Origin of the sequence: Kosakonia sp. N21 (assembly GCF_050587465.1) — a bacterium.
GTDB lineage: Bacteria > Pseudomonadota > Gammaproteobacteria > Enterobacterales > Enterobacteriaceae.
This window is the reverse complement of sequence record NZ_JBOBHR010000006.1, coordinates 113,532-139,061: the sequence shown is the minus strand read 5'-3', so window position 1 is coordinate 139,061 and position 25,530 is coordinate 113,532. Positions and strand designations below refer to the sequence as shown.

Sequence of the window (25,530 nt, the reverse complement as noted above, 5' to 3'; positions counted from 1 at the left end):
TCGCTCCTTATCGACGATTCGCCAGCATGGCGGTCAGTTTTTCGGTCCAGGCTTTGGTTTCCGGCAAGTCGCGCACCGGCTGGCTGTAGTGACCGCGGTTATCCGGTGCGACCGGCGTTGTGGCATCGATAATCAGTTTGTCGGTGATCCCCGCCGGGCTGGATCCCGGATCCAGCTCCAGTACCGACATATTCGGCAACTGCACCAGATCACCTGCCGGGTTCACTTTCGATGACAGTGCCCACATCACCTGCGGCAAGTTAAACGGATCGACATCTTCATCCACCATGATCACCATCTTCACATAACCCAATCCGTGCGGCGTGGTCATGGCACGCAGCCCAACAGCGCGGGCAAAACCGCCGTAGCGTTTTTTCGTGGAGATGATGGCCAGCAGCCCGTGGGTGTACATGGCGTTCACCGCCTGGACTTCCGGAAACTCGGCTTTCAGTTGCTGATACAGAGGAACACAGGTGGCGGGTCCAATCAGATAATCTATCTCTGTCCACGGCATGCCGAGATAGAGTGATTCAAAAATCGGCTGGTTGCGGTAAGAGACTTTATCAATGCGCACCACCGTCATATTGCGCCCGCCGGAATAGTGCCCGGTAAACTCACCAAACGGCCCTTCGATTTCACGCTTACGCCCTTCAATTACCCCTTCGAGGATCACTTCTGAACCCCACGGCACATCGAAGCCCGTCAGCGGCGCGGTGGCAATTGGATACGCTTTTTCACGCAGCGCGCCCGCCATTTCATATTCCGATTGATCATATTTCAGCGGCGTTGCGCCCATCAGCGTAATGATCGGTTCATTACCCAGCGAAATCACAATCGGTAAGTCTTCGCCGCGCTCTTCCGCTTTATGCAGGTGCAGCGCAATGTCGTGCATCGGCACCGGTTGCAAACCAAGTTTGCGTTTGCCTTTCACTTCCATGCGGTAAATGCCGACGTTCTGTTTACCAAAATGTTCAGGATCGGTTGGGTCGCGAGAAACCACGCAGGCTTTGTCGAGGTAAAACCCGCCATCGCCATCGTTGAGGCGGAACAGCGGCAGAATATCGAACAAGTTGATGTCGTCACCGTCAACGCTGTTCTCCGCCCAGGGAGGATTGTCGCGGCGTTCCGGCGCAACCGGGAATGTATCCCAACGGCGAATAAATTCATCAATCTGCTGCTTCACGGGCGTGTTGGCCGGTAGCCCCATGGAAATCGCATGGTTTTGCCACGAACCGATGGTATTCATGGCTATGCGGGCATCCACAAAACCGCGAATATTATCGAACCACAGTGCGGGTGCGCCTTCGCCGATGCGGCCTGTCGCATTCGCAGCGGCGGCCAGATCCGGCTCGGCATTGACCTCTTCACCGATCCTGAGCAGTTGCCCCTGGTCTTCCAGCGCGTTTAAAAAACCACGCAAATCATCAAAAGCCATTATGCATTCTCCTGTGAAAAATTCTGTGCCGCCTGCAAGCCGCCCCAACGTTTGGCTTGCGGCAGCGACAGACCAAACTGATCCAGCACGCGCGCAACAATGTGCAGCGTGATGTCTTCAACCGTCTGCGGGTGGTTGTAATACGCGGGCATTGGCGGAACCATGGCGACGCCAAGTCGGGACAGCGCAAGCATGTTTTCCAGATGGATGGCGCTCAGAGGCATTTCGCGCGGGACCAACACTAACTTGCGCCCCTCTTTCAGCACCACATCAGCGGCGCGCCCTACCAGCCCTTCGGCATAACCCGCGCGAATGCCTGCCAGTGTTTTCATACTGCAGGGGATAATGATCATGCCGTCGGTATGGAAAGATCCGGATGAGATCGTGGCCGCCTGGTCCGCCGGGTTATGGCAGTAGTCCGCCAGCGCGGCGACATCGCGTGCGCGATAAGGCGTTTCCAGCTCAAGGGTGGTTTTCGCCCATTTCGACATCACCAGATGGCTTTCGACGTCCGGCATCGCTTGCAATGCCTGCAACAGCGCCACGGCTAATGGCGCGCCCGTTGCGCCGGTCATTCCTACAATCAGTTTCATCTGGCACTCCATTTTGTTCGTACACGAACGTTATGCAAATAACTTACGCCTGCCCCAACAGACTGACAAGAGAGTCACGGAGTTAGCCGCATAAAAGGTTAAAAACAGAGGCGTTATAAAGCAGTGCGGAAGCCGCTATGATAGAGAGAAGATCATGATGTGGAGTGCCCATGGAATTAAGAAACGAAGCGTTTCACCTGTTACGCCAGCTCTTTCAGCAGCATACAGCGCAATGGCAGCAAGCATTGCCGGCGCTGACAAAGCCGCAGTATTCGGTGTTACGCTCCATTGCCGAACATCCGGGGATTGAACAGGTGATATTGACGGAAGCCGCAGTCAGCACAAAAGCGACGCTGGCGGAGATGCTCAGCCGCATGGAAAACCGTGGGCTGGTGCGTCGGGAAAGCGATCCGGCAGATAAGCGCCGACGGTTTGTTTACCTGACGGAAGAAGGCGAAGCGCTGCTGGCGGCCAGCATTCCTGTTGGCAACGATGTGGACGAGGCGTTTTTAGGTCGACTTACCGCTGAGGAGCGACAGGCTTTTTCGCTGCTCATCAGGAAAATGATGGCAAAAGCGTAATGCCAGAAATGAAAAAGGCCGTGTCATCTGCGACCGGCCTTTTTGGCTTGAATGGGTGCTTATTCGCGGAACAGCGCTTCGATATTCAGCCCTTGCATTTGCAGGATTTCGCGCAAACGACGCAGACCTTCAACCTGAATCTGGCGAACTCGTTCACGGGTGAGGCCAATCTCGCGGCCCACATCTTCGAGTGTCGCAGCTTCATAGCCCAGCAGACCGAAACGACGCGCCAGCACTTCACGCTGTTTGGCGTTCAGTTCGAACAGCCATTTGACGATGCTCTGTTTCATATCATCGTCCTGCGTGGTGTCTTCCGGGCCGTTATCTTTCTCATCGGCCAGGATATCCAGCAGCGCTTTTTCAGAATCACCGCCCAGCGGTGTATCAACTGAGGTAATGCGCTCGTTGAGACGCAGCATACGGCTGACATCATCAACAGGTTTATCAAGCTGTTCGGCAATCTCTTCCGCACTCGGTTCGTGGTCCAGCTTATGGGACAACTCACGCGCGGTGCGCAGATAAACGTTCAGCTCTTTTACAATGTGAATCGGCAGACGAATGGTACGGGTTTGATTCATGATCGCCCGTTCAATGGTCTGACGGATCCACCAGGTGGCGTAAGTCGAGAAACGGAACCCACGTTCCGGGTCAAATTTCTCAACGGCGCGGATTAACCCCAGGTTACCCTCTTCAATCAGATCCAGCAGCGCCAGACCACGATTGCTGTAACGACGGGCAATCTTCACCACCAGACGCAGGTTACTTTCAATCATGCGACGGCGGGAGGCTACGTCACCTCGTAATGCACGGCGTGCGAAATAGACTTCTTCTTCGGCCGTCAATAGCGGGGAATACCCGATTTCCCCAAGGTATAGCTGAGTTGCGTCTAAAACACGCTGGGTAGCACCCTGCGATAACAGCTCCTCTTCAGCCAGGTCGTTATCACTGGGTTCCTCTTCTACTAAGGCTTTTTCGTCAAAAACCTCTGCTCCGTTCTCATCAAATTCCGCATCTTCATTTAAATCATGAACTTTCAGCGTATTCTGACTCATAAGGTGGCTCCTACCCGTGATCCCTGGGCAAAGCACCGGAACACTCATCACTGTGCCCATTACAGCGGCATCTGCGCACGCTGCAACGGCTCAAATGGGGAGTGCTTCAATCACTTTGCACCGATTCATCGCTGCGGCAAATAACGCAGCGGGTTTACGGATTTCCCCTTGTAACGAATTTCAAAATGCAAGCGTGTAGAACTGGTACCGGTGCTACCCATGGTAGCTATTTTCTGCCCCGCCTTAACTTCTTGTTGTTCCCGGACCAGCATCGTATCGTTATGGGCGTAGGCACTCAGGTAATCATCGTTATGTTTAATAATGATGAGATTCCCGTAACCGCGCAGCGCATTACCGGCATAAACGACGCGCCCATCTGCGGTCGCGACAATAGCCTGTCCTTTGCTACCCGAGATATCGACCCCTTTATTGCCACCTTCAGTAGCAGAGAAGTTGTCGATAACTTTACCGTCAGTCGGCCAGCGCCATGCAGAGATTGGCGAACTGGTTGATGTACTGCTGACAGTCGGTTCGGTAGTGCTGACAGAAGGTGCCGTAACAGGCGCTGTGACCACGGTCGCAGGCTTATTGTTGGGCAACATTTTATTAGCACTTTGTTCACCTGAATCTTCAGAATACGTAATTGTCGGTTTCGAAGCAACCACTACGGTTGAATTTTGTGCAGGTTTTGAGACGATTCCTTGCGCTGATGCATCAGCCTGAGTTATTGCATTACCACCTGTGATTGGCGCACCAGATGCATTGCCCACCTGTAGCGTTTGTCCGACTTCCAGGCCATACGGGGCAGCAACATGGTTGCGTTGCGCTAAATCACGGAAATCGTTCCCGGTGATCCACGCGATATAAAACAGCGTGTCGCCACGTTTAACGGTGTAAGTGCTGCCGCCAGCATAGCTGCCTTTTGGAATGTTGCCGTACTGGCGGTTATAGACAATGCGCCCGTTCACCGTCTGCACAGGCTGCTGCGCGACCGGTTGGATTTGCGCAGGCTGAACGCTCTGGCGTTGAACCGGCTGGATTGTCGGTTGCTGCTGCGATGCCGTGCCAATTTTTGGCGGCGGTGTGATGAGCATTCCTGAACCGGAATGGGTACTTGTGCCGGCGTTACCGCCAACCGAACTCACCGGCGCAGGCGCGTTAGTGGAATTTGAACACCCTGCCAGCCAAAGTGAAACCAGCGACAATGCCGCAATACGACTTACGGTGAATTTAGGGCTTCCCGTGCTCATTTTTCCCCCAACAATATGTATGATACCAATGACTTAATAATAACCGTGAACGTCAACGGCAAATTTGCCCACCATACGCTGTTATCGCCTGAAAATCCCAGGAAAACTCTGTTTCTCAGGCCAGTTCACCCCGCACCAGCGGGACAAAGCGTACGGCTTCCACGGTATCGATAATAAATTCGCTGCCCCGCCGACGAACACGTTTCAGTTGTTGGTGTTCATCGCCCACGGGCAAAACGAGAATTCCGCCTTCATCCAGTTGCGCCATCAGCGCAGCGGGGATCTCCGGCGGTGCGGCGGTCACGATAATGGCATCAAACGGCGCCCGGGCTTGCCACCCTTGCCAGCCATCGCCGTGACGCGTAGAAACATTGTGTAAATCGAGCTGCTTCAGGCGGCGACGCGCCTGCCACTGTAGCCCTTTGATGCGTTCAACGGAACAGACGTGGTGCACCAGTTGCGCCAGAATCGCCGTCTGGTAGCCGGAACCGGTGCCAATCTCCAGCACGCGGGAGGCGGGCGTCAACTCCAGCAGTTCCGTCATGCGCGCCACCATATAAGGCTGGGAAATGGTTTGCCCCTGGCCAATCGGCAGCGCAACGTTATCCCACGCTTTGTGTTCAAACGCTTCATCGATAAATTTCTCGCGCGGCACGCGCGACAAGGCCTCAAGCACCTGCTCGTTTTTAATGCCCTGCGCACGTAATTGCGTGAGAAGATCCTGAACGCGTTTGCTTACCATCGCCTGTTCACCCCGGCTCGCTCCAACCAGCCCGAGACCACATCATGCGCGCTGTAAGCGGTTAAATCCACATGCAGCGGCGTCACCGACACATAACCTTCGTCGATGGCGGCAAAATCGGTATCCGGCCCGGCGTCGCATTTTTCCCCCGGCGGACCAATCCAGTACAGCGTGTTGCCTCGCGGATCCTGCTGTGGAATCACCTGATCGGCCGGATGGCGGCTACCGCAGCGGGTCACGCGAATGCCTTTGATCTCCTCAAGCGGAAGATCCGGCACATTGATATTCAGGATACGCCCGGTACGCAGCGGTTCACGGTTCAACGCCCGCAGAATCGAGCAGGTGACAGCCGCCGCCGTTGCATAATGGGTATGCCCGTTGAGCGATACCGCCAGCGCCGGAAACCCCAGGTGGCGGCCTTCCATTGCAGCGGCAACGGTGCCGGAGTAGATAACATCATCGCCAAGGTTCGGCCCGGCATTAATACCGGAGACGACCACATCCGGGCGCGGGCGCATCAGCGCATTCACGCCAAGGTAGACACAGTCTGTCGGCGTGCCCATCTGGACGGCGATGTCGCCGTTATCGAACGTGAAGGTGCGAAGCGAAGATTCAAGCGTGAGCGAATTAGACGCGCCGCTGCGGTTACGATCGGGTGCGACGACCTGTACGTCGGCAAACTCCCGGAGAGCCTTTGCCAGCGTCTGAATGCCCGGCGCATGGATCCCGTCATCGTTACTCAGCAATATTCGCATAATCACCCGATGTGTTGATAAGTTCCCTGACCACACTGGTGGCAAAACTTCCCGCCGGGAGCCAGAAACGTAACTCGACGGTAACGTCATCCCACCAGTTCCAGCGCAGCGACTGCGGGTAAAGCAGCATCGCGCGGCGCGCCGCCTCGACTTTTTCCCGCACCAGCAGCGCCTGTAATTCCGGCGCGTCGGCAATGGCGTGTTGCTCAAAGGCCAGCGCCTCGCGCTGCGATCCCCATTCGCCGCTGCCAGGCAGCGATGCGGTGATCATTAACGCTTTGGCATCTACACGAGCCTGCAATTCAGCGCGTTCGTCATCGGTTGCGACGAACCAGCTTCCGCGCCCCGCTAATTGTAGCGCATCGCCGTCAACAACTTGATTAAAGTCCGGTTTTTTCAGACGCTCGCTAACCATTTGATTAAACAACGCACTGCGGGCCGCCGACAACCAAAAACTGCGTTTGTTGCGATCGCGCACCGGCGCATTGCTCTGCGCCCAGCGCAGCGCGCCCTGGACGTTACTGCCGCCAATGCCAAATCGCTGAGCGCCAAAGTAGTTTGGCACACCGCGTTCCGTAATGGCCTGCAATCGCGATTCGACATCCGCGCGATCGCTCACCTCGCGCAATACCACCGTGAACGCATTGCCCTGCAAAGCGCCGAGGCGCAACTTACGTTTATGGCGGGCATACTCCAGCACCTTGCACCCTTCCAGTTCAAAGGCGCTGAGATCCGGCATGACATTACCCGGCACGCGGGCGCACAACCACTGCTCCGTGACCGCATGTTTATCTTTCTGCCCGGCAAAACTCACTTCCCGCGCGGGAATTTTAAGGAATTTTGCCAGCGCATCGGCAACAAAACGCGTGTTACAACCGTTTTTCAGAATACGTACAAGAACATGCTCGCCCTCGCCGTCTGGCTCAAAGCCGAGATCTTCCACCACCACGAAATCTTCCGGATTGGCCTTTAAGATTCCTGTCGCTGCCGGCTTGCCGTGCAACCAGGTCAGGTTCTCAAAATCGATCATTTTGCCGCCTTAACCAGCAGCGCCACCGCTTCACAGGCAATGCCTTCGCCACGACCGGTAAAGCCAAGCTTCTCGGTAGTGGTGGCTTTCACGTTGACGTCATCCATGTGGCAGCCAAGATCTTCGGCAATAAACACGCGCATCTGCGGAATGTGCGGCAACATTTTTGGTGCCTGGGCGATGATCGTCACATCGACGTTGCCAAGGGTATAGCCTTTGGCCTGGATGCGGCGCCACGCTTCGCGCAGCAGCCCGCGGCTATCGGCACCTTTAAACGCCTGATCGGTATCCGGGAACAGTTTACCAATGTCGCCCAGCGCCGCGGCGCCAAGCAGGGCGTCTGTCAGCGCATGCAGCGCGACGTCGCCATCGGAATGCGCCACCAGGCCTTTTTCGTAAGGAATGCGCACGCCGCCGATAATAATCGGGCCTTCGCCGCCAAACGCGTGTACGTCAAAACCGTGTCCAATGCGCATTATGCTTTCTCCTGGAGGTCTGAATGGGTCAGATAGAATTCTGCGAGTCGTAAATCTTCAGGTCGGGTGACTTTAATATTATCCGCACGCCCGGCAACCAGTTCCGGGTGAAAACCACAATGTTCCAGCGCGGAGGCTTCATCGGTGATGATAGCCCCCTCATTCATTGCCCGAATCAGGCAGTCGTGAAGGAGTTCCAGCGGGAAAAACTGCGGCGTCAGCGCATGCCATAAATCATTACGTTCAACCGTATGGGCGATGGCGGTTTTACCAGGCTCAGCGCGCTTCATGGTGTCGCGCACGGGTGCGGCGAGAATACCGCCGACGCGGCTGGTTTCGCACAGTTGCAACAGACGGTTTAAATCGTCCTGATGCAGGCAAGGACGCGCAGCGTCATGCACCAGCACCCACTGCGCGCCCGCGGCGGCTTTCAGGCCAGCGAGCACGGAATCGGCGCGTTCAGCGCCACCGTCCACGACGGTGATCTGCGGATGCCGGGCGAGCGGCAAGCTGGCGAAACGTTCGTCGCCAGGGCTGACGGCGATGATCACCCGGCCAACGCGCGGGTTAACGAGCAGCGCGGAAACCGCATGCTCAAGGATCGTTTTATCGCCAATGGAGAGATATTGCTTAGGACATTCCGTTTGCATGCGACGGCCGAATCCGGCGGCCGGCACCACGGCACAGACGTCCGGTATCATTGCTGACATGTCGTAAACCCGGGACTGTTAAGGTCTGTTTTGTGTATTTTGTGTATTTTGTGAATTCTGCGTGTTTTGCGTTGACCCCGGCGCGCGTTTCGATGCGTCCGGCACCAGACGATAGAATGTTTCGCCCGGTTTGGTCATGGTCAATTCGTTGCGTGCGCGTTCCTCAATCGCTTCCTGACCGCCGTTGAGATCGTCAATTTCGGCGAAAAGCTGATCGTTGCGCGCTTTTAATTTGGCGTTAGTCGCCTGTTGTGCCGCCACATCTTCGCTGACGCGGCCGTAATCGTGCAGACCATTCTTGCCAAACCACAGCGAGTACTGTAGCCAGACCAGCAAAGCCAGCAATAGCAGCGTTAGTTTACCCATCCTGCCCCCTGAAAAACGGCATCATCATCCCATAACTTTTCGTCAGACTCCACTCCGGGGCCGGGTGATACCGCACAAGCGCCAGACTTTAGCACATTTGACTGCCGAACCGTAGCCCACACCCCATCCCGGACACATTGTCTTAATGTGCGTTACGGTTTGAAGTATGCATGCCCTTAGCCGAGCAGCCACATAAACAGCACGCCGAACATGGCGATCACCGTCAGCAATGTCGCCACGCTACTGTACAGCAGCTTGCCGCCCAGCAGTGAATGCAACGCAATGCCGACCACCACCGAAACGGGCATCAGCGCAAGGAAGAAGGGCCAGGTGTAGAGAAAGAAGAAGAGCGTGTTGGGGCCGTAAATCATAAACGGGATCGCCAGCGCCACCAGCCATGCAACGAACCCCACAACGGCCCCGGGGAGAGACCATGTGGTTTCGTCTGTGGTCGTCGTAGAAAGTGACTCCGACCGGGAGAGGGTGATGTTCTGACTGTTACGCATATCTGATCCTGTTACCTGAACGACCGGCAAAGGGGAGATACGCGCAATCATCAGGCAGTGTGGAAATTAACGCCGGGCCACCTGAAGATGACGGGTATCGCCAGTACCGTCTCAGGATCTGATAATATCGCCCTGTCGGAGGAGATCTAATAATTGGCTTACCAAATTTGTTACCAATTGTTCACCATCCAGATGAACCTCCGCAGAGAGCGGCGCTTCGTAAACCGAGTCGATACCGGTGAAGTTACGCAGCTCGCCAGCACGCGCTTTTTTGTACAATCCCTTCGGATCGCGCGCCTCGCAAATAGCCAATGGCGTATCGACAAACACTTCGATAAAGCGCCCTTCCCCAAGCCGTTCGCGCACCATCTGGCGCTCCGCGCGGTGCGGAGAGATAAACGCCGTTAACACCACCAGCCCTGAGTCGACCATCAGTTTGGCCACTTCGCCCACCCGGCGGATATTCTCTTTACGATCGGCATCGCTAAAGCCCAGGTCGCTGCACAACCCATGGCGAACGTTGTCGCCATCCAGCAAATAGGTGCTCACGCCCACGCGGTGCAGCGCCTCTTCCAGCGCCCCGGCGACGGTAGATTTACCCGAGCCGGAGAGCCCGGTAAACCACAGCACAACCCCACGATGACCGTGGAGTTGCTCGCGCTGCTCAGCCGTAACCGGATGCGCATGCCAGACGACGTTTTCGTCATGCTGCGCCATTACTGACCTCCCAGCAGATCACGCGCGCCCCAGTGCGGGAAGTGCTTACGGATAAGCTGGTTCAGCTCCAGCTCAAAGGCGCTGAATTCGGAAGTGCTGGTCTGTTGCCCGGCATGAACGTCACGCACCATGCCTGCCCCAACGGTTACATTGCTCAGACGGTCAATAAAGATAATCCCACCGGTGACCGGGTTCTGCTGGTAGGCATCCAGCGTTAGCGGCTCATCAAAGGTTAAATCGATAAGACCAATGCCGTTCAACGGCAGGCTTTCCACCTGGCGCTGTGTGAGGTTATTGATGTCAACCTGATACTGAATGTTGTCCACGCGCGCGCGGGTCTTTTTACCGGCGACTTTAATGTCGTAGCTTTGCCCCGGCTGCAGCGGTTTTTCCGCCATCCACACCACATCGAGCGAAGCACTCTGCACCGCTGGCAGCGTTTCCTGCGCATCGAGGATCAGATCGCCGCGGCTGATATCAATTTCATCTTTCAGCACCAGCGTAATCGCTTCACCGGCGGCCGCTTCCTGTAAATCGCCATCAAAGGTGACGATACGGGCGACAGACGACTCAACGCCAGACGGTAAGACTTTGATACGTTGCCCCACTTTCACCACACCGGACGCCAGCGTACCGGAAAAACCACGGAAATCGAGGTTCGGGCGGTTTACATACTGCACCGGGAAGCGCATCGGCTGCGTATCCACCACGCGCTGGATCTCAACCGTTTCCAGCACTTCCAGCAGCGTCGGGCCGCTGTACCATGGCATTTGCGGACTCTGGCTTGCGACGTTGTCGCCTTCCAGCGCCGAGAGAGGCACAAAACGGATATCCAGATTGCCCGGCAATTGTTCAGCAAAGGTCAAATAATCCTGACGGATGTTCTCGAAGGTCTCTTCGCTAAACGCCACCAGGTCCATTTTATTCACCGCTACCACCAGGTGCTTAATGCCCAGCAGCGTGGAGATAAAGCTGTGACGGCGCGTCTGATCCAGCACGCCTTTACGGGCGTCGATCAGCAGGATCGCCAGATCGCAGGTCGACGCCCCGGTCGCCATATTACGGGTGTACTGCTCGTGCCCTGGGGTATCGGCAATGATAAATTTGCGTTTCTCGGTGGAGAAATAGCGATAGGCCACATCAATGGTGATGCCCTGTTCGCGCTCCGCTTGCAGGCCATCCACCAGCAAGGCCAGATCGAGCTTCTCACCCTGCGTACCGTGACGTTTGCTGTCGTTGTGCAGCGTAGAGAGCTGATCTTCATAGATCTGGCGGGTGTCGTGCAGCAAGCGGCCAATCAGGGTGCTTTTCCCGTCATCGACGCTGCCGCAGGTCAGAAAGCGCAACAGGCTTTTGTGCTGCTGAGCATGCAGATACGCTTCGACGCCGCCTTCATTAGCAATTTGTTGTGCGATTGTGGTGTTCATGGCGGCTCCTTAGAAATATCCCTGACGTTTTTTCAGCTCCATGGAGCCGGCCTGGTCGCGGTCAATCACGCGGCCCTGACGTTCACTGGTGGTGGAAACCAGCATCTCTTCGATGATCTCAGGCAGCGTTTGCGCATCCGACTCCACGGCCCCAGTGAGAGGCCAGCAGCCCAGCGTACGGAAACGGACCATCCGCTGCTCGATCACTTCACCCGTTTGCAGATCGATACGGTCGTCATCGATCATCATCAGCATGCCGTCACGCTCCAGCACCGGGCGTTCCGCCGCCAGATACAGAGGAACAATCTCGATATTTTCCAGGTAGATGTACTGCCAGATATCCAGTTCGGTCCAGTTTGACAGCGGGAACACGCGAATACTTTCGCCCTTGTTAATCTGGCCGTTGTAATTATGCCACAGCTCCGGGCGCTGGTTTTTCGGGTCCCAGCGGTGGAAACGGTCACGGAACGAGTAAATACGCTCTTTGGCGCGGGATTTTTCTTCGTCGCGACGCGCGCCGCCGAACGCGGCATCAAAACCGTATTTGTTCAGCGCCTGCTTCAGCCCTTCGGTTTTCATGATGTCGGTATGTTTCGCACTGCCGTGCACGAACGGGTTAATACCCATCGCCACCCCTTCCGGGTTCTTATGCACCAGCAGCTCACAGCCGTAGGCTTTCGCGGTACGGTCACGGAATTCATACATCTCACGGAATTTCCAGCCGGTATCCACATGCAGCAGCGGAAACGGCAGCGTGCCCGGATAGAAGGCTTTACGCGCAAGATGCAGCATCACGCTGGAATCTTTGCCGATGGAATACATCATCACCGGGTTGGAAAATTCGGCGGCCACTTCGCGGATGATATGGATGCTTTCCGCCTCCAGTTGTCGCAGGTGGGTGAGTCGTTTTTGGTCCATAACCATTCCTTAAGCCAGATTAATCACAGAAGCGTCGAACGCTTCCGTTCCTGTCGTATGCCGGAACCAGGCGAGTTCGCGATGAAGCCCAACCACCTCGCCCACCACTAACAAAGCGGGCATCGGGGCAGCTTTCGCCAGTTCCTCAAGTTGTTCTAATGTGCCAGTAGCCACATGCTGATCCGCGCGCGTACCGCGGGAAATCACCGCCACTGGCGTGGTGTTATCGCGACCGTGGGCGATCAGTTGCGCGCTGATTTCCGCGGCCTTCATCGTCCCCATATAGATAGCCAGCGTCTGGCGGCTTTGCGCCAGCAGCGACCAGTCGAAAGGAGTGCTGTCGGCTTTGTAATGCCCGGTAACAAACGCCACGCTCTGCGCAAAGTCCCGGTGCGTCAGCGGAATCCCCGCATAGGCGGTCGCGCCCGATGCGGCAGTCACGCCCGGCACCACCTGAAAAGGGATACCCGCTTGCGCCGCTGCCTGTAACTCTTCGCCACCGCGACCAAAAATAAACGGATCGCCGCCCTTCAGGCGCACCACCGTTTTACCTTCGCGAGCGGCATCCACCAGCATGCGATTGGTTTCATGCTGCGCAACCGCATGTGCCCCGGCGCGTTTACCTACACAAATTTTTTCCGCATCCCGACGGGTCAACTCCAGCACGGCATCGCTGACCAGATGATCGTAAAACACCACATCGGCTTGCTGAATCACCTGCAAACCGCGCAATGTCAGCAACCCTGCGTCGCCCGGCCCTGCGCCGACCAGAATAATCTCCCCGCTCGCCGAGCCTGGCTGCGTCAGTTCCGCTTCCAGCGCTTTCTCCGCAGCGGGTTCATCGCCTGCGGCCATCAGGCTGGCAAAACGCCCGCGAAAGGCGCTTTCCCAAAAACGGCGACGTTCATCGGTGGTCCGACGAAAGGCTTTAATGCGTGTGCGCCAGCGCCCGGCGACTTCCGCCATGCGCCCCAGATTGCCGGGTAACAACGCTTCAATCTTTTCACGCAACAAGCGCGCCAGTACCGGCGCGTTACCGCCGGAGGAGATCGCCACCAGTAGCGGCGAACGATCAACAATCGACGGGAAAATAAAGGAGCACAGCGGCTGATCGTCAACCACATTGACCAGCCGGTGGCGCGCGTTGGCGGCATCAAATACCCGGCGGTTAAGCGCGGCATCATTGGTAGCGGCAATCACCAGAAAAACGCTATCCAGTTGTGATTCGTCAAACGTTGTCGCCAGCCAGTGGATAGCCTGCTGTTCAGCAAGCTGTTGCAGCGGCACGTCCAGTTGCTGCGCCACAACCTGGACCTGTGCGCCCGCGCGACGCAAAAAAGCGATTTTGCGCGCGGCGATTTCGCCGCCGCCAATCACCAGAACGGGGCGGTCTTTTACAGCAGCAAACAGAGGAAGGTAATCCACAACGCAACAACTCACTCATAGCCAGCAATACAGGGACTATAGGGGGCGGTTTAGAACGAATGAAATTACGAATTGGAATGAGTAGTTCCGCAAAGGAATAACGCCCGTGCAAAGCAAATATCAAAAAGTGCTTAACGCGTGTCTTTTCGCATGGTTAAGAAGAAATGAAATTGTGTAAACCCGGTCACAGTTTCATACTAAGCGCGTCAAAATTTTTGCTGCATAAAGGACTCTCTATGTTTTCCGCATTGCGCCACCGTACCGCTGCCCTGGCGCTCGGCGTATGCTTTATCCTTCCGGCGCATGCCCGCCCTTCCCAACCCGGTGAGTTTGCTAATGAGCAGGCACGCCATATTGCCACTCTGTTTCCAGGCCGAATGACCGGTACACCCGCGGAAATGCTCTCTGCCGACTATTTGCAGCAGCAGTTCGCGCAGATGGGTTATGAGAGCAATATCCGTAAATTTAAAACCCGTTACAGCTACACGGCGAAAGATAAACAGCAGAGCTGGCAAAACGTTACCGGCAGTACGGTGATCGCCGCGCATGAAGGCAAATCGCCGCTGCAAATTATCATTATGGCGCATCTCGACACCTACGCGCCGCGCAGCGACGCCGATGTGGATAACAATCTGGGCGGCTTAACCTTACAAGGGATCGATGATAACGCAGCCAGTCTGGGCGTCATGCTGGAGCTGGCGCAGGCGCTCAAACAGGTGCCAACGCAGTACAGCATCCGTTTTATCGCCACCAGCGGTGAAGAAGAAGGCAAGCTCGGCGCACAAAACCTGCTCGATCGCATGAGCGAAGCCGAGAAGAAACACACCCTGCTGGTGATCAACCTGAACAACCTGATCGTCGGCGACAAACTCTACTTTAATAGCGGTAAAAACACCCCGGCCTCAGTGCGTAAACTGACGCGGGACCGTGCGCTGGCCCTTGCCCGCACGCAGGGTATTCTCGCCATGAGCAACCCGGGGCTTAACGCCAGTTATCCTAAAGGCACCAGTTGCTGTAACGACGCAGAAGTGTTTGATAAAGCGGGGATCCCGGTGCTGTCGGTGGAAGCCACGAACTGGTCGCTGGGCAATAAAGATGGTGAGCAGCAACGCGCAAAATCGAAAACCTTTCCTGACGGCGTCAGCCATCACAATGCGCGACTGGATAACCAGCAATACATTGATCGCGCGCTGCCTGGGCGCATAGAACGCCGCAGTCGCGATGTTATGCGCATCATGCTGCCGTTAGTCAAAGAGCTGGCGAAAGCGGGCAAATAACCCGGACAAAAACGCCTGCTGATGCAGGCGTTTTTTCTGACTGTTCAGGCAATAAGAGCCTGGTGTCGTGCGATTAACGCTCGTCGCGCCGCCCGCCTACCGCAGCCCACATCCGGCGCACATGCACCGTCACTTCTTCACGATCGTGGTACAGCTGTCGCGCCTGAATCTGCGCAGCGATGCCGTGCTCATCCAGTTGGGCCTGAATATACGCCAGGTTGTTGGACACCTCTTCGTAGCGTTTTTTCATCGGCAGTTTAAGGTTAAAAATGGTTTCGCGACACCAGCCTTCTGTCAGCCATTGCGCCATCAGCGCAGCGACTTTCGCCGGTTTCTCCACCATATCGCACACCATCCATGAGATGTTGTTGCGATTGGGGCGATAGCGGAAGCCATCTTCCCTTAGCCAGGTCACCTGGCCGGTATCCATTAGACTTTGCGCCATCGGGCCGTTATCCACTGAGTAAACCCACATGTTGCGTTTCACCAGTTGATAGGTCCAGCCGCCAGGACATGCGCCGAGATCGACGGCATACATCCCATTGGCCAGGCGCTCGTCCCACTCATCCTCCGGAATAAAGACGTGGAACGCCTCTTCCAGCTTTAACGTTGAGCGGCTCGGCGCGTCGGACGGGAACTTCAGGCGCGGGATGCCCATATAGAACGGCGAGTTATTAAAGGAGTAGGAATACCCGGTATAGCAGCAGCCAGGGGCAATAAAAAAGACATGCACCACCGGACGTTTTGGCGTATCACTGCGCGCCAGCACGCCCACTTCACGCAACGCGGAACGCAGCGGCACGGTGAATTTGCGGCAGAACTTCATCAGCTCTTTGCTTTCGTTGGTGTCCGCCACTTCAACCCGCAGATCGCCGCCTTTATCCACCACACCCTGCAGCATACCGACAATCGGCGTAATGCGATCTTCCGGCGGTAAATCCTTCAGTAATTCCCCCACCACAAACATCTGACGGGCGAAAATCAGGCTGTTAAACGGCAGTTCGCGCGCCAGCTTATCTGCATCGCTTTCCTGATAACATTCAAACACAACATAGCCCGCGTTTTCTTTTACGCGCGCAAAACCGAACACCTCAAGACGCCCGGCCTTATCGGTAATTTCTGCTGCGCACTCTTTCTCAAAACCCGGGCGGCACAGCAACACCACTTTATTCATGAACAACGCCCTTACGTTTCAGACGGATCGCGCCAGTAAACATCAATGCCCAGCCGATTAAAAAGCAAACACCACCGACTGGCGTAACAAACACCCACAGGCGTAAATGGGAGAGCGCCAGGCAATAAAGGCTGCCGCTAAACAGCACGGTGCCCAATGCCAGGAAAACGCTACTCCAGTAGAACCAGATGCTGATACGGCGCTGCATGGCAACCGCCAGTCCCAGCACCGCAAGCGTATGAAATGCCTGGTAGTCGAGGCCGGTCTGGATCCAGCTCATCTCCACCACACCCAAAGACTTACTTAAAACATGCGCGCCGAATGCTCCCAGCGCGACATACACAAAACCGCTCACCGCGGCGAAAATCAGCATAAAACGGCTGGTCATGTGGTTACCCTAAAAGTCATACGCGCCGCTGCGCGCGAATTATTGTTCGTAACGGAAACGAAATTTTTCCTGTTCGTTTGCCGCTTTTGCCAGTATCCACTGTCGAAAGGCGGCTATTTTACCCAGTTCTGCCTGACTGTCATGACAAACCAGATAAAACGCATTTTTACTGACCAAAACATCATTAAAAGGACAAACCAACCGGCCTGCCTCAATTTCGGACTGCGCCATCACATTATTCGCCAGCGCGATCCCCTGTCCGTGAATAGCCGCTTGCAGCACCATCGAGCTGTGGCTGAATATCGGCCCTTGCTGGACGTTAAGATTAAGACCTAACTGGCGCGTATAAGTTTGCCAGTCGCGACGGGAAGCGTCGTGCAATAATGTGTGCTGCGCCAAATCCTCTGGCTTTTTCAATGCTTTATCGCCGGTAAGCAACAGCGGAGAACAGACCGGCAGCAGATATTCGGCGTACAATTTTTCCACGCGCAGCCCTGGCCAGTTACCGCGACCGTAAAAAATGGCCACGTCGACATCATCCGCCAGTTTATCTTCTTCACGATCCACAGCCTGGATACGCACATCGATTCCCGGATAAGCTGAGTTAAAGCTAGAGAGTCTTGGCACCAGCCATTGAATGGCAAAACTGGGTAACAAACTTACCGTCAGAGCACCTTTGGCGCTGCGTGCCTGGAGCTTACGCGTCGCCTCATTGAGCTGTGAAAATATCTCTTTGATGTCCTGGAAATAACTCTGCCCCTCTTCGGTCAGCAGCAGCGAGCGGTTACGTCGGCGGAAGAGTTTCAGCCCGAGAAAATCCTCGAGAGACTTGATTTGGTGGCTTACTGCGGCCTGCGTCACAAAAAGCTCATCAGCAGCGCGAGTGAAACTCAAATGGCGTGCAGCGGCATCGAAAACGCGTAATGCATTTAGTGGTGGTAATCGCTTTGACATGGTTATCAGGCTTAGATGTAAACTCAATTTAACAAACAGGAAACAAGGGTTAACCTATTAGTTTTTTTTATCTGAGCCATTATAAATTGTCCGTTGAGCTTCTACCAGCAAATACCTATAGTGGCGGCACTTCCTGAGCCGGAACGAGAAGCTTTTTTTGGAATGCGTGTTCTGAAGGGCTTTTGGCTTACGGTTGTGATGTTGTGTTGTTGTGTTTGCAATTGGTCTGCGATTCAGACCCCGGTAGCAACGCTACCCCTTTTCACTTCCTGTACATTTACCCTGTCTGTCCATAGTGATTAATGTAGCACCGCAAAATTGCGGTGCTTTTTTTTACCCAAAATCCGGCCTATTTTTTCTCCAGAGCGACCATCTCTTTCACGTCGGAACGGTTAATCTGCTGCTCATTACCATTCGCGTCTTTATAGGAAATCATCCCCGTCTGATCATCTGTTTTCGGTTTCCCTTCCGAGACGATGGTGCGTCCATCATTGGTGTGTAACGCATAATTCGGACCAGAACAGGCGCTCAGGGTAAAAGCAAACATACATGCAGATATAATTGCGGCAGTCTTTTTCATGTTCTTCTCCTTCTGGCAATTAATGCTGTGAAAACCTCTTTCAGGAAGAGGCCAAAACATTTACCTAACACTATTCAGCATAACCTGCTTCTCCGGCCCTGCCAGGACAAACAGACTATTCCGATGGAGCGCAACGTTCTTGCTACGCCGGAAAAATTGCGCGACGATCGTGTTATTAGTATGAGGAGCCCCATGAACGCATTTAACCCATCGCTATTTCGCGCCCAGTTTCCGGCGCTGGCTGACGCTGGCGTCTATCTGGACAGCGCCGCCACCGCCTTAAAACCGCAGGCGGTGATCGATGCCACGCAGCAGTTCTACAGCCTGAGCGCCGGCAATGTGCATCGCAGCCAGTTCGCGCAAGCGCAGCAGCTAACAGCCCACTATGAAGCCGCCCGCGATCAGGTCGCTGCACTGGTGAATGCACCATCCGGTAAGAACATTGTCTGGACGCGCGGGACAACCGAATCCATAAATATGGTCGCGCAGTGTTACGCCCGCCCACGCCTGCAACCGGGCGATGAGATCATCGTCAGCGAAGCCGAGCACCACGCCAATTTGGTTCCGTGGCTGATGGTAGCGCAGCAAACCGGCGCACGAGTGGTGAAACTGCCGCTGGGTGCCGATCATCTGCCGGATATCGCGCAACTGCCGCACTGCATCACCTCACGCAGCCGTATCCTCGCGCTGGGGCAAATGTCGAACGTCACTGGCGGCTGCCCGGATCTCGCAAAAGCCATCACGCTTGCCCATGCGGCGGGCATGGTGGTGATGGTCGATGGCGCACAAGGCGTGGTGCATTTCCCGGCGAATGTGCAGAGCCTGGATATCGATTTTTATGCTTTTTCCGGCCACAAGCTGTATGGCCCCAACGGCATTGGCGTGCTGTATGGAAAAGCCGAACTGCTGGATGCCATGTCGCCGTGGCTCGGCGGCGGCAAGATGATCACCGAAGTGACCTTTGACGGTTTCACCACCCAGCCCGCGCCTTACAAACTGGAAGCGGGGACGCCCAATGTCGCCGGGGTAATTGGCCTGAGCGCAGCACTGGAGTGGCTGAAGACGCAAGATATCGCCAAGGCGGAAAGCTACAGTCGCGGGCTGGCGACCCTTGCAGAAGAGCAACTGGCGCAGCGCCCCGGGTTCCGCTCTTTCCGCTGTCAGGACTCCAGTCTGCTGGCCTTCGACTTTGCCGGTGTGCATCACAGCGATATGGTGACGTTGCTGGCCGGGTACGGCATTGCACTGCGCGCCGGTCAACACTGCGCGCAGCCGCTGCTGGCTGCGCTTGGCGTCAACGGCACATTGCGGGCATCCTTCGCCCCTTATAATACGCAACACGATGTGGATGCGCTGGTGAACGCCGTTGACCGCGCCCTGGACATACTGGTGGATTAATGACAAACCCCGCTTTTGCCGGACACCCGTTCGGCACGGTGATAACCGAAGCAACACTGCGCCAGGCCTTTGGCACGCTGACCCAGTGGGAAGACAAATACCGGCAGTTAATCCTGCTCGGGAAGCAGTTGCCTGCGGCAACAGATGCGCTGAAAGCACAGGCGCGGGAGATCCCCGGTTGTGAAAATCGCGTCTGGCTGGGAGCAACGCCCGCTGCGGATGGCGCTCTGCATTTCTTTGGCGACAGCGAAGGCCGCATCGTCCGCGGGCTGCTGGCGGTATTACTGACCGCCGTGGAAGGCAAACGCCCGGCGGAGCTGCTGGAGCACGATCCGCTGGCGTTATTTGATGAACTCGGTTTGCGTGCCCAGCTTAGCGCTTCACGCAGTCAGGGGCTGGCGGCAATGGCTGCCGCCGTACAGGATGCTGCCCGTCAGGCGCTGGTCTGACGTTCTGCTTTTGCCATCAGTTTTTTCAGCGCATGGGACACCGCAACAAAACCAAAGGTTGCGGTAACCATTGTCGCAGCGCCAAAACCGGATGCGCAATCCATACGTTTTGGCCCTTCGGCCGTGCTTTTCATCGCGCATACGGAGCCATCCGCCTGCGGATAGACCAGCGCCTCGGTAGAAAAAACACAGTCCACGCCAAGCTTGCCTTTGCTGTTTTTTACCACACCAAAGTCGCTTTTCAGCCGCTCACGGAGTTTCGCCGCAAGCGGATCCTGAATGGTTTTCGCCAGATCGCTTACCTGGATTTGCGTCGGATCGATCTGCCCGCCCGCACCGCCGGTGGTGACCAGCGGGATCTTGTTTCGACGGCAGTAGGCGATCAATGCTGCTTTCGGGCGCACGCTGTCGATAGCATCAATCACGTAGCTGAAGCCTTGATCCATCAATTGCGCCACGTTGTCGGCAGTGACGAAATCATCAACGACCGTCACCACGCACTCCGGATTGATCTGCCGGATGCGATCCGCCATCACTTCCGCTTTCGCCAGGCCCACGTTGTCACGCAAGGCATGGATCTGACGGTTGGTATTGGTCACGCACACATCGTCCATATCAATCAGCGTAATCGCACCGATTCCGGTCCTCGCCAGCGCTTCCGCTGCCCAGGAGCCGACACCGCCAATGCCCACCACACAAATATGCGCGTCGGCAAACCATTGCAGTGCATTTTCACCGTATAAACGCGCTGTACCGCCAAAGCGCTGGCGCCAGGCGTCGCTGATGACAACAGACATAAAACCTCAGACATGAAGAATAAAGACAGGAGTTCCCCTCTCCCGGAATCGGGAGAGGGGGGAGTTTATCACACTCAGCCGCTGAACACGCCGCCAGCGCCCGGTGCATTTTTCAGTACCCAGACACGACCATAATGGTTGTACCATCCGGCGCGGTGACCAGCATCCGGGCCAATCCCCTGGTAAATATCAAAGTGCTGGCCTTTTATCGCGCCGCCAACATCCAGCGCGACCATCAGGCGCAGCTCATACTGGCCGTTAAATTTGCCATTGTTATCAAGCTGCGGCACTTCCGCCAGCAGCGTCGTACCCGGTGGGATCACGCTACGATCGGAAGCCACAGAGGCGCGCCCAACCAGCGGTACCGCACTGGCACCTTTTACCGGCGCCCAGGACTGCGGCTTAAAGAACACGAATGAGGCGTTCTCTTCCAGCAACGCACGCACCTCTGATTCGCTGTGCTTCTCACCCCATTCCCGGATGGCCTGCATCGACATATCTTCTTTCTTCACTTCACCGCGATCGATCAGCACCTTACCGATACTGCGGTAAGCATGGCCGTTTTTCCCGCCATAGCTGAAGAAGTTAAGCGGGCTGCCGTCGCCAAAATCAATATAGCCGCTGCCCTGCACATCCATAATGAAGTTGTCCATCAGCGAGTTGCTGTAGGCCAGCACATAGCTGTCGCTCAGCGCACCGGCATAGATTTCGGCACGGGACGGTAACCGGCCGCGTTTGGACGGCATACGATAGATAGGGTACTGGAATTCGCCCTGGCGGGTGTGGCGCGCCTGTATCACAGGGGTGTAATAACCGGTGAACTGCACGTTGCCGTAATTATCTGTGCCTTCCATCTGCCAGGCATCGAGGCCGTACTGACGCAACGCGCGCGTATCGCCCCCGGCTCGTAGCCACTCCTGGATAGCGTTATAAATGTTGCTTTGGCTGCTATAGAGGCGCGGCGAGGCGCTGCGGATCTGGCTCACCTGCTCAGAGAAATCACCGGCATTGATTGGCGCGCCTACGGCGTCAGGCTGGTTGACCAGGGAAAACGGCTGGGAAAATTTCCCGTCTTTATACTGTTGACCGCGATCGGTCGGTTTAGAAGTACAGGCTGCGAGGATAGCAACCATCGCTCCCGTGAGTGCGTACTTAACCCAACGTCCTTTCATTCTCTCTCATCTTCTGAATTAACCCGGAGCGAGGTGAAGATAACAAACCCCACTCGCTAATGAAATGCGCCAGCGCAACCCAACACAAATTTCGTTCAAAAAACAAACTAATTGTACTGTTTTTACACATAATCTCAGCTAATTACGCATTGGGGCAAAAAAAAGGTTGCATCAAAAAGTTTGCAGCGTATAGTGCGCATCCACGGACGCGGGGTGGAGCAGCCTGGTAGCTCGTCGGGCTCATAACCCGAAGGTCGTCGGTTCAAATCCGGCCCCCGCAACCAATTAAAATGTGAAGAAAAAAGTTTACATGATGGAAGTGTAAACAGACGGACGCGGGGTGGAGCAGCCTGGTAGCTCGTCGGGCTCATAACCCGAAGGTCGTCGGTTCAAATCCGGCCCCCGCAACCAACACAATAAACACCTTAACGGGTGTTTTTTTGTTTCTGCGGTTTGTAAAAAGAAACCTGTGTAAAACCAGAAGCGTGTAAAAAGAAAATGGCGCTTTTCAGCGCCATTCTGTTATCCCCTTCGCGCCAGCGTCGCGCCATCCGCGAAATAGGCTTTAATCCCCGCAAGAATCGACTCTGCCACTTCCTGCTGGAACTTGGCGGTCTTGAGCTTACGCTCCTCTTCCACGTTACTGATAAACGCGGTTTCGACCAGAATCGACGGAATGTCCGGCGCTTTCAACACCGCAAAGCCCGCCTGTTCCACCTGGTTCTTATGCAGGTTGTTGACCGAACCAAGACGGTTAAGCACCGCTTTGCCAAACTTCAGGCTGTCGTTAATGGTCAGTGACTGCACCATATCAAACATGGTGTGGTCCAGATAGCGGTCGCCGCTCTTACTGACGCCGCCTATCAGGTCAGCCGCGTTTTGCGTATCGGCGAGGTATTTCGCGGCGGTACTGGTTGCCCCTTTGGTGGAGAGCGCAAACACCGACGACCCGCTGGGCTGGCGGCTACTGAATGCGTCTGCATGAATCGAAACAAACAGGTCCGCGCGCTGTTTCTGCGCTTTAGCAACACGCACCTTCAACGGGATAAACACATCCTCGTTGCGCGTCATGTAGGCCTTCATATTGCTTTCTTTTTCGATCAGCGCATGCAGACGGCGAGCAATTTGCAGCACCACGTCTTTTTCGCGGGTGTGATATTTGCCCGTCGCCCCCGGATCTTCACCGCCGTGCCCAGGATCGAGCATGATCACAATCGGTCGATCGCGCCCGGCTTTACCCGGCTGCGGGCCGCTTTCGGCTGGCGGCACCTGGTTATCGAGATCGCCTTTGTTGTACTCTTCCAGCAAAGCCAGCAGCGGATCCTGCACATCTTTCGCATTCGCCGGATAAAGGTCCATCACCAGGCGCTCTTTAAATCCGGCAACCGGCGCCAGCGCAAACAGCTGCGGAGTGATGTTTTGTTTCAGTTCAAACACCATCCGCACCGTTTGCGGATCGAACTGACCCACGCGAGCCGATTTAATATAAGGATCGTCACCGCGAATTTGCGCGCCCATGCCTTTCAGCACGGAATTAAGATGCACGCCTTCGAGATCCACCACCAGCCGGTCAGGATTACTCAGCGCAAACTGCTTATATTTAATGACCTGGTTAGACTCCACCGTCACGCGTGTGTAGGTTGAGGCGGGCCACACGCGGACCGCCACCACCTGGCTGACTGCGGCCAGACCGACCTGGCTCACGCTTAATAACCACATGGCCCCCGCCCCTTTTAATAATCTGCGGCGGCTCAGCGCTGATTGACTTCCCGACATGCTTCTCCCGAGCAATTAAACTGAAATAGTAATGAACGTCAGAATTGACCGAAAACTTTAACGAATGACGCATAAACTGTCATCTATTAAAGGGTAAACATATGTCTGGCTAATGGCTTTCTCGGCGCAGGTTTATTGTTTGCTGAAAAATTTTGCACTTGCGTACGGTGCCAGAAAAGAATAAAAATACACAAATTACGAATAATCATGCAGTGAGGGTAGGCCGTGGTAAAGGAACGTAGAACCGAACTGGTACAGGGATTTCGCCATTCAGTTCCCTATATTAATGCTCATCGGGGAAAAACGTTTGTCATTATGCTTGGCGGTGAAGCCATTGAGCATGAAAACTTTTCCAGTATTGTCAATGACATCGGTCTGCTGCACAGCCTGGGTATCCGGCTGGTGGTGGTCTACGGTGCGCGTCCGCAAATCGACGCGAATCTTGCTGAACATCATCATGAACCGATTTACCATAAAAATACCCGTGTTACCGACGCCAAAACGCTGGAACTGGTGAAGCAGGCAGCAGGCCTGTTGCAACTGGATATCACCGCACGCCTTTCTATGAGCCTCAACAACACACCGTTGCAGGGCGCGCATATAAATGTGGTGAGCGGCAACTTTATTATTGCGCAGCCGCTGGGCGTGGATGATGGCGTTGATTACTGCCACAGCGGACGTATTCGCCGCATTGATGAAGAAGCGATCCATCGCCAGCTCGATAGCGGCGCGATTGTTCTGATGGGCCCGGTTGCCGTGTCCGTTACCGGCGAAAGCTTTAACCTGACTTCCGAAGAGATCGCCACTCAGCTCGCGATCAAACTGAAAGCGGAAAAAATGATCGGTTTTTGCTCCTCGCAGGGTGTGATGAACGACGACGGCGAAATCGTCTCTGAGCTGTTCCCTAACGAAGCCCAGGCGCGCGTGGACGTGCTGGAAGAGCGTGGAGATTACTACTCCGGCACCGTACGTTTCCTGCGCGGTGCGGTGAAAGCCTGCCGTAGCGGCGTGCGCCGTAGCCACTTAATCAGCTATCAGGAAGATGGCACTCTGTTACAGGAACTCTTCTCGCGCGACGGGATTGGTACGCAGATTGTGATGGAGAGCGCCGAGCAGATCCGTCGTGCGACCATTAACGACATTGGCGGTATTCTCGAGCTGATCCGTCCGCTGGAGCAGCAGGGCATTCTGGTGCGCCGCTCCCGCGAACAGCTGGAAATGGAGATCGACAAGTTCACCATTATCGAGCGCGATAACCTGACCATCGCCTGTGCAGCGCTCTACCCGTTCCCGGAAGAGAAGATTGGTGAAATGGCCTGTGTGGCGGTGCATCCAGACTACCGCAGCTCTTCACGCGGCGAGATGCTACTCGAGCGTGTGGCGGCACAGGCGAAACAGCTGGGGCTGGCGAAACTGTTTGTCCTGACCACCCGCAGCATTCACTGGTTCCAGGAGCGCGGGTTTACGCCCGTGGATATCGACTCCCTGCCGGAAAGTAAAAAGCAGATGTACAACTATCAGCGCCGCTCCAAAGTGCTGATGGCGGATCTCACCTGATCCTCTCCCCCCGCGTTCTGCGGGG

Annotated in this window: 27 protein-coding genes and 2 tRNA genes; 7 read left to right on the top strand and 22 right to left on the bottom strand. The window is 55.5% G+C overall.

The window, feature by feature from the left end:
• Positions 1–7: 7 nt before the first annotated feature.
• Together ACQ3G7_RS15875 and ACQ3G7_RS15870 are read right to left on the bottom strand one after the other, a co-directional pair.
• Positions 8–1,435, bottom strand: coding sequence for a non-oxidative hydroxyarylic acid decarboxylases subunit C (locus ACQ3G7_RS15875; RefSeq protein ID WP_263099504.1), 1,428 nt, complete (start codon positions 1,433–1,435; stop codon positions 8–10).
• Entirely contained in the window at positions 1,435–2,028 is a 594-nt protein-coding gene (locus ACQ3G7_RS15870) for a non-oxidative hydroxyarylic acid decarboxylases subunit B (protein WP_430890531.1), read from the bottom strand. Before ACQ3G7_RS15870 ends, ACQ3G7_RS15875 begins: the two co-directional genes overlap by 1 nt.
• Before the next feature lie 170 nt (positions 2,029–2,198).
• Here ACQ3G7_RS15870 and ACQ3G7_RS15865 point away from each other — a divergent pair, with 170 nt between their 5' ends.
• Positions 2,199–2,609 (top strand): MarR family winged helix-turn-helix transcriptional regulator, encoded by a 411-nt coding sequence (locus ACQ3G7_RS15865; RefSeq protein ID WP_263099502.1) that lies wholly within the window; start codon positions 2,199–2,201, stop codon positions 2,607–2,609.
• A gap of 59 nt (positions 2,610–2,668) precedes the next feature.
• Here ACQ3G7_RS15865 and rpoS read toward each other — a convergent pair whose 3' ends face one another.
• The 13 genes from rpoS to cysG form a co-directional block, all read right to left on the bottom strand.
• Positions 2,669–3,661 (bottom strand): RNA polymerase sigma factor RpoS, encoded by a 993-nt coding sequence (rpoS, locus tag ACQ3G7_RS15860; protein WP_263099501.1) that lies wholly within the window; start codon positions 3,659–3,661, stop codon positions 2,669–2,671.
• Between the two features lie 125 nt (positions 3,662–3,786).
• Positions 3,787–4,911, bottom strand: a complete 1,125-nt coding sequence (gene nlpD, locus ACQ3G7_RS15855; protein WP_430890530.1) for a murein hydrolase activator NlpD — start codon at positions 4,909–4,911, stop codon at positions 3,787–3,789.
• Between the two features lie 115 nt (positions 4,912–5,026).
• Positions 5,027–5,653, bottom strand: coding sequence for a protein-L-isoaspartate(D-aspartate) O-methyltransferase (locus ACQ3G7_RS15850; protein ID WP_061493358.1), 627 nt, complete (start codon positions 5,651–5,653; stop codon positions 5,027–5,029).
• Positions 5,647–6,408 (bottom strand): 5'/3'-nucleotidase SurE, encoded by a 762-nt coding sequence (surE, locus tag ACQ3G7_RS15845; RefSeq protein ID WP_263099500.1) that lies wholly within the window; start codon positions 6,406–6,408, stop codon positions 5,647–5,649. Before surE ends, ACQ3G7_RS15850 begins: the two co-directional genes overlap by 7 nt.
• Entirely contained in the window at positions 6,389–7,438 is a 1,050-nt protein-coding gene (truD, locus tag ACQ3G7_RS15840; protein ID WP_430890529.1) for a tRNA pseudouridine(13) synthase TruD, read from the bottom strand. Before truD ends, surE begins: the two co-directional genes overlap by 20 nt.
• Positions 7,435–7,914 (bottom strand): 2-C-methyl-D-erythritol 2,4-cyclodiphosphate synthase, encoded by a 480-nt coding sequence (ispF, locus tag ACQ3G7_RS15835; RefSeq protein WP_430890528.1) that lies wholly within the window; start codon positions 7,912–7,914, stop codon positions 7,435–7,437. The genes truD and ispF overlap by 4 nt, the downstream gene beginning before the upstream one ends.
• Positions 7,914–8,624, bottom strand: coding sequence for a 2-C-methyl-D-erythritol 4-phosphate cytidylyltransferase (ispD, locus tag ACQ3G7_RS15830; protein ID WP_263099497.1), 711 nt, complete (start codon positions 8,622–8,624; stop codon positions 7,914–7,916). Before ispD ends, ispF begins: the two co-directional genes overlap by 1 nt.
• Before the next feature lie 18 nt (positions 8,625–8,642).
• The gene (gene ftsB, locus ACQ3G7_RS15825) at positions 8,643–8,990 is read right to left on the bottom strand and encodes a cell division protein FtsB (protein WP_430890527.1); all 348 of its coding nucleotides are present in this window, start codon (positions 8,988–8,990) and stop codon (positions 8,643–8,645) included.
• Positions 8,991–9,166: 176 nt separating this feature from the next.
• The gene (locus ACQ3G7_RS15820) at positions 9,167–9,496 is read right to left on the bottom strand and encodes a DUF3561 family protein (RefSeq protein WP_263099496.1); all 330 of its coding nucleotides are present in this window, start codon (positions 9,494–9,496) and stop codon (positions 9,167–9,169) included.
• A 111-nt stretch (positions 9,497–9,607) separates the two neighbouring features.
• Positions 9,608–10,213 carry an adenylyl-sulfate kinase gene (gene cysC / locus ACQ3G7_RS15815; RefSeq protein ID WP_263099495.1) on the bottom strand — a complete coding sequence of 202 codons (606 nt, stop codon included), beginning with the start codon at positions 10,211–10,213 and terminating at the stop codon, positions 9,608–9,610.
• Positions 10,213–11,640 carry a sulfate adenylyltransferase subunit CysN gene (cysN, locus tag ACQ3G7_RS15810; protein WP_263099494.1) on the bottom strand — a complete coding sequence of 476 codons (1,428 nt, stop codon included), beginning with the start codon at positions 11,638–11,640 and terminating at the stop codon, positions 10,213–10,215. The genes cysC and cysN overlap by 1 nt, the downstream gene beginning before the upstream one ends.
• A gap of 9 nt (positions 11,641–11,649) precedes the next feature.
• Positions 11,650–12,558 (bottom strand): sulfate adenylyltransferase subunit CysD, encoded by a 909-nt coding sequence (gene cysD, locus ACQ3G7_RS15805; protein WP_430890526.1) that lies wholly within the window; start codon positions 12,556–12,558, stop codon positions 11,650–11,652.
• Between the two features lie 9 nt (positions 12,559–12,567).
• Positions 12,568–13,983: a siroheme synthase CysG gene (gene cysG, locus ACQ3G7_RS15800; protein WP_430890525.1), complete on the bottom strand. Its 1,416-nt coding sequence runs from the start codon at positions 13,981–13,983 to the stop codon at positions 12,568–12,570.
• A 236-nt stretch (positions 13,984–14,219) separates the two neighbouring features.
• Here cysG and ACQ3G7_RS15795 point away from each other — a divergent pair, with 236 nt between their 5' ends.
• A complete protein-coding gene (locus ACQ3G7_RS15795) occupies positions 14,220–15,260 on the top strand; it encodes an aminopeptidase (protein ID WP_430890524.1) in 1,041 nt (346 codons plus the stop codon).
• 73 nt (positions 15,261–15,333) lie between these two features.
• Here ACQ3G7_RS15795 and rlmM read toward each other — a convergent pair whose 3' ends face one another.
• From rlmM to ACQ3G7_RS15775, 4 genes are all read right to left on the bottom strand, one after another.
• Positions 15,334–16,434: a 23S rRNA (cytidine(2498)-2'-O)-methyltransferase RlmM gene (gene rlmM, locus ACQ3G7_RS15790; RefSeq protein ID WP_430890523.1), complete on the bottom strand. Its 1,101-nt coding sequence runs from the start codon at positions 16,432–16,434 to the stop codon at positions 15,334–15,336.
• On the bottom strand, positions 16,427–16,822 hold the full coding sequence (locus ACQ3G7_RS15785) for a DUF423 domain-containing protein (protein ID WP_263099490.1): 396 nt from the start codon (positions 16,820–16,822) through the stop codon (positions 16,427–16,429). The genes rlmM and ACQ3G7_RS15785 overlap by 8 nt, the downstream gene beginning before the upstream one ends.
• Before the next feature lie 39 nt (positions 16,823–16,861).
• On the bottom strand, positions 16,862–17,776 hold the full coding sequence (gcvA, locus tag ACQ3G7_RS15780) for a glycine cleavage system transcriptional regulator GcvA (RefSeq protein ID WP_263099489.1): 915 nt from the start codon (positions 17,774–17,776) through the stop codon (positions 16,862–16,864).
• A 349-nt stretch (positions 17,777–18,125) separates the two neighbouring features.
• On the bottom strand, positions 18,126–18,356 hold the full coding sequence (locus ACQ3G7_RS15775; RefSeq protein WP_061493343.1) for a YgdI/YgdR family lipoprotein: 231 nt from the start codon (positions 18,354–18,356) through the stop codon (positions 18,126–18,128).
• A 192-nt stretch (positions 18,357–18,548) separates the two neighbouring features.
• Here ACQ3G7_RS15775 and csdA point away from each other — a divergent pair, with 192 nt between their 5' ends.
• A complete protein-coding gene (gene csdA / locus ACQ3G7_RS15770; protein WP_430890522.1) occupies positions 18,549–19,754 on the top strand; it encodes a cysteine desulfurase CsdA in 1,206 nt (401 codons plus the stop codon).
• Positions 19,754–20,203 carry a cysteine desulfurase sulfur acceptor subunit CsdE gene (gene csdE / locus ACQ3G7_RS15765; RefSeq protein WP_430890521.1) on the top strand — a complete coding sequence of 150 codons (450 nt, stop codon included), beginning with the start codon at positions 19,754–19,756 and terminating at the stop codon, positions 20,201–20,203. The genes csdA and csdE overlap by 1 nt, the downstream gene beginning before the upstream one ends.
• On the opposite strand, the gene tcdA is transcribed toward csdE, so the two are convergent.
• Together tcdA and mltA are read right to left on the bottom strand one after the other, a co-directional pair.
• A complete protein-coding gene (tcdA, locus tag ACQ3G7_RS15760) occupies positions 20,188–21,000 on the bottom strand; it encodes a tRNA cyclic N6-threonylcarbamoyladenosine(37) synthase TcdA (RefSeq protein WP_430890520.1) in 813 nt (270 codons plus the stop codon). The genes csdE and tcdA overlap by 16 nt on opposite strands.
• A 74-nt stretch (positions 21,001–21,074) precedes the next feature.
• On the bottom strand, positions 21,075–22,172 hold the full coding sequence (mltA, locus tag ACQ3G7_RS15755; protein ID WP_263099485.1) for a murein transglycosylase A: 1,098 nt from the start codon (positions 22,170–22,172) through the stop codon (positions 21,075–21,077).
• Positions 22,173–22,379: 207 nt separating this feature from the next.
• Between mltA and ACQ3G7_RS15750 the strand changes: the two genes are divergently transcribed.
• Positions 22,380–22,456, top strand: a tRNA-Met gene (locus tag ACQ3G7_RS15750).
• Between the two features lie 50 nt (positions 22,457–22,506).
• Positions 22,507–22,583 (top strand) — tRNA-Met (locus ACQ3G7_RS15745).
• Between the two features lie 111 nt (positions 22,584–22,694).
• Here the strand turns inward: ACQ3G7_RS15745 and amiC are convergent.
• Positions 22,695–23,948 carry an N-acetylmuramoyl-L-alanine amidase AmiC gene (gene amiC, locus ACQ3G7_RS15740; protein ID WP_263099484.1) on the bottom strand — a complete coding sequence of 418 codons (1,254 nt, stop codon included), beginning with the start codon at positions 23,946–23,948 and terminating at the stop codon, positions 22,695–22,697.
• A 225-nt stretch (positions 23,949–24,173) separates the two neighbouring features.
• On the opposite strand from amiC, the gene argA reads away from it, so the two are divergent.
• The gene (argA, locus tag ACQ3G7_RS15735) at positions 24,174–25,505 is read left to right on the top strand and encodes an amino-acid N-acetyltransferase (protein ID WP_263099483.1); all 1,332 of its coding nucleotides are present in this window, start codon (positions 24,174–24,176) and stop codon (positions 25,503–25,505) included.
• Positions 25,506–25,530: the final 25 nt, after the last annotated feature.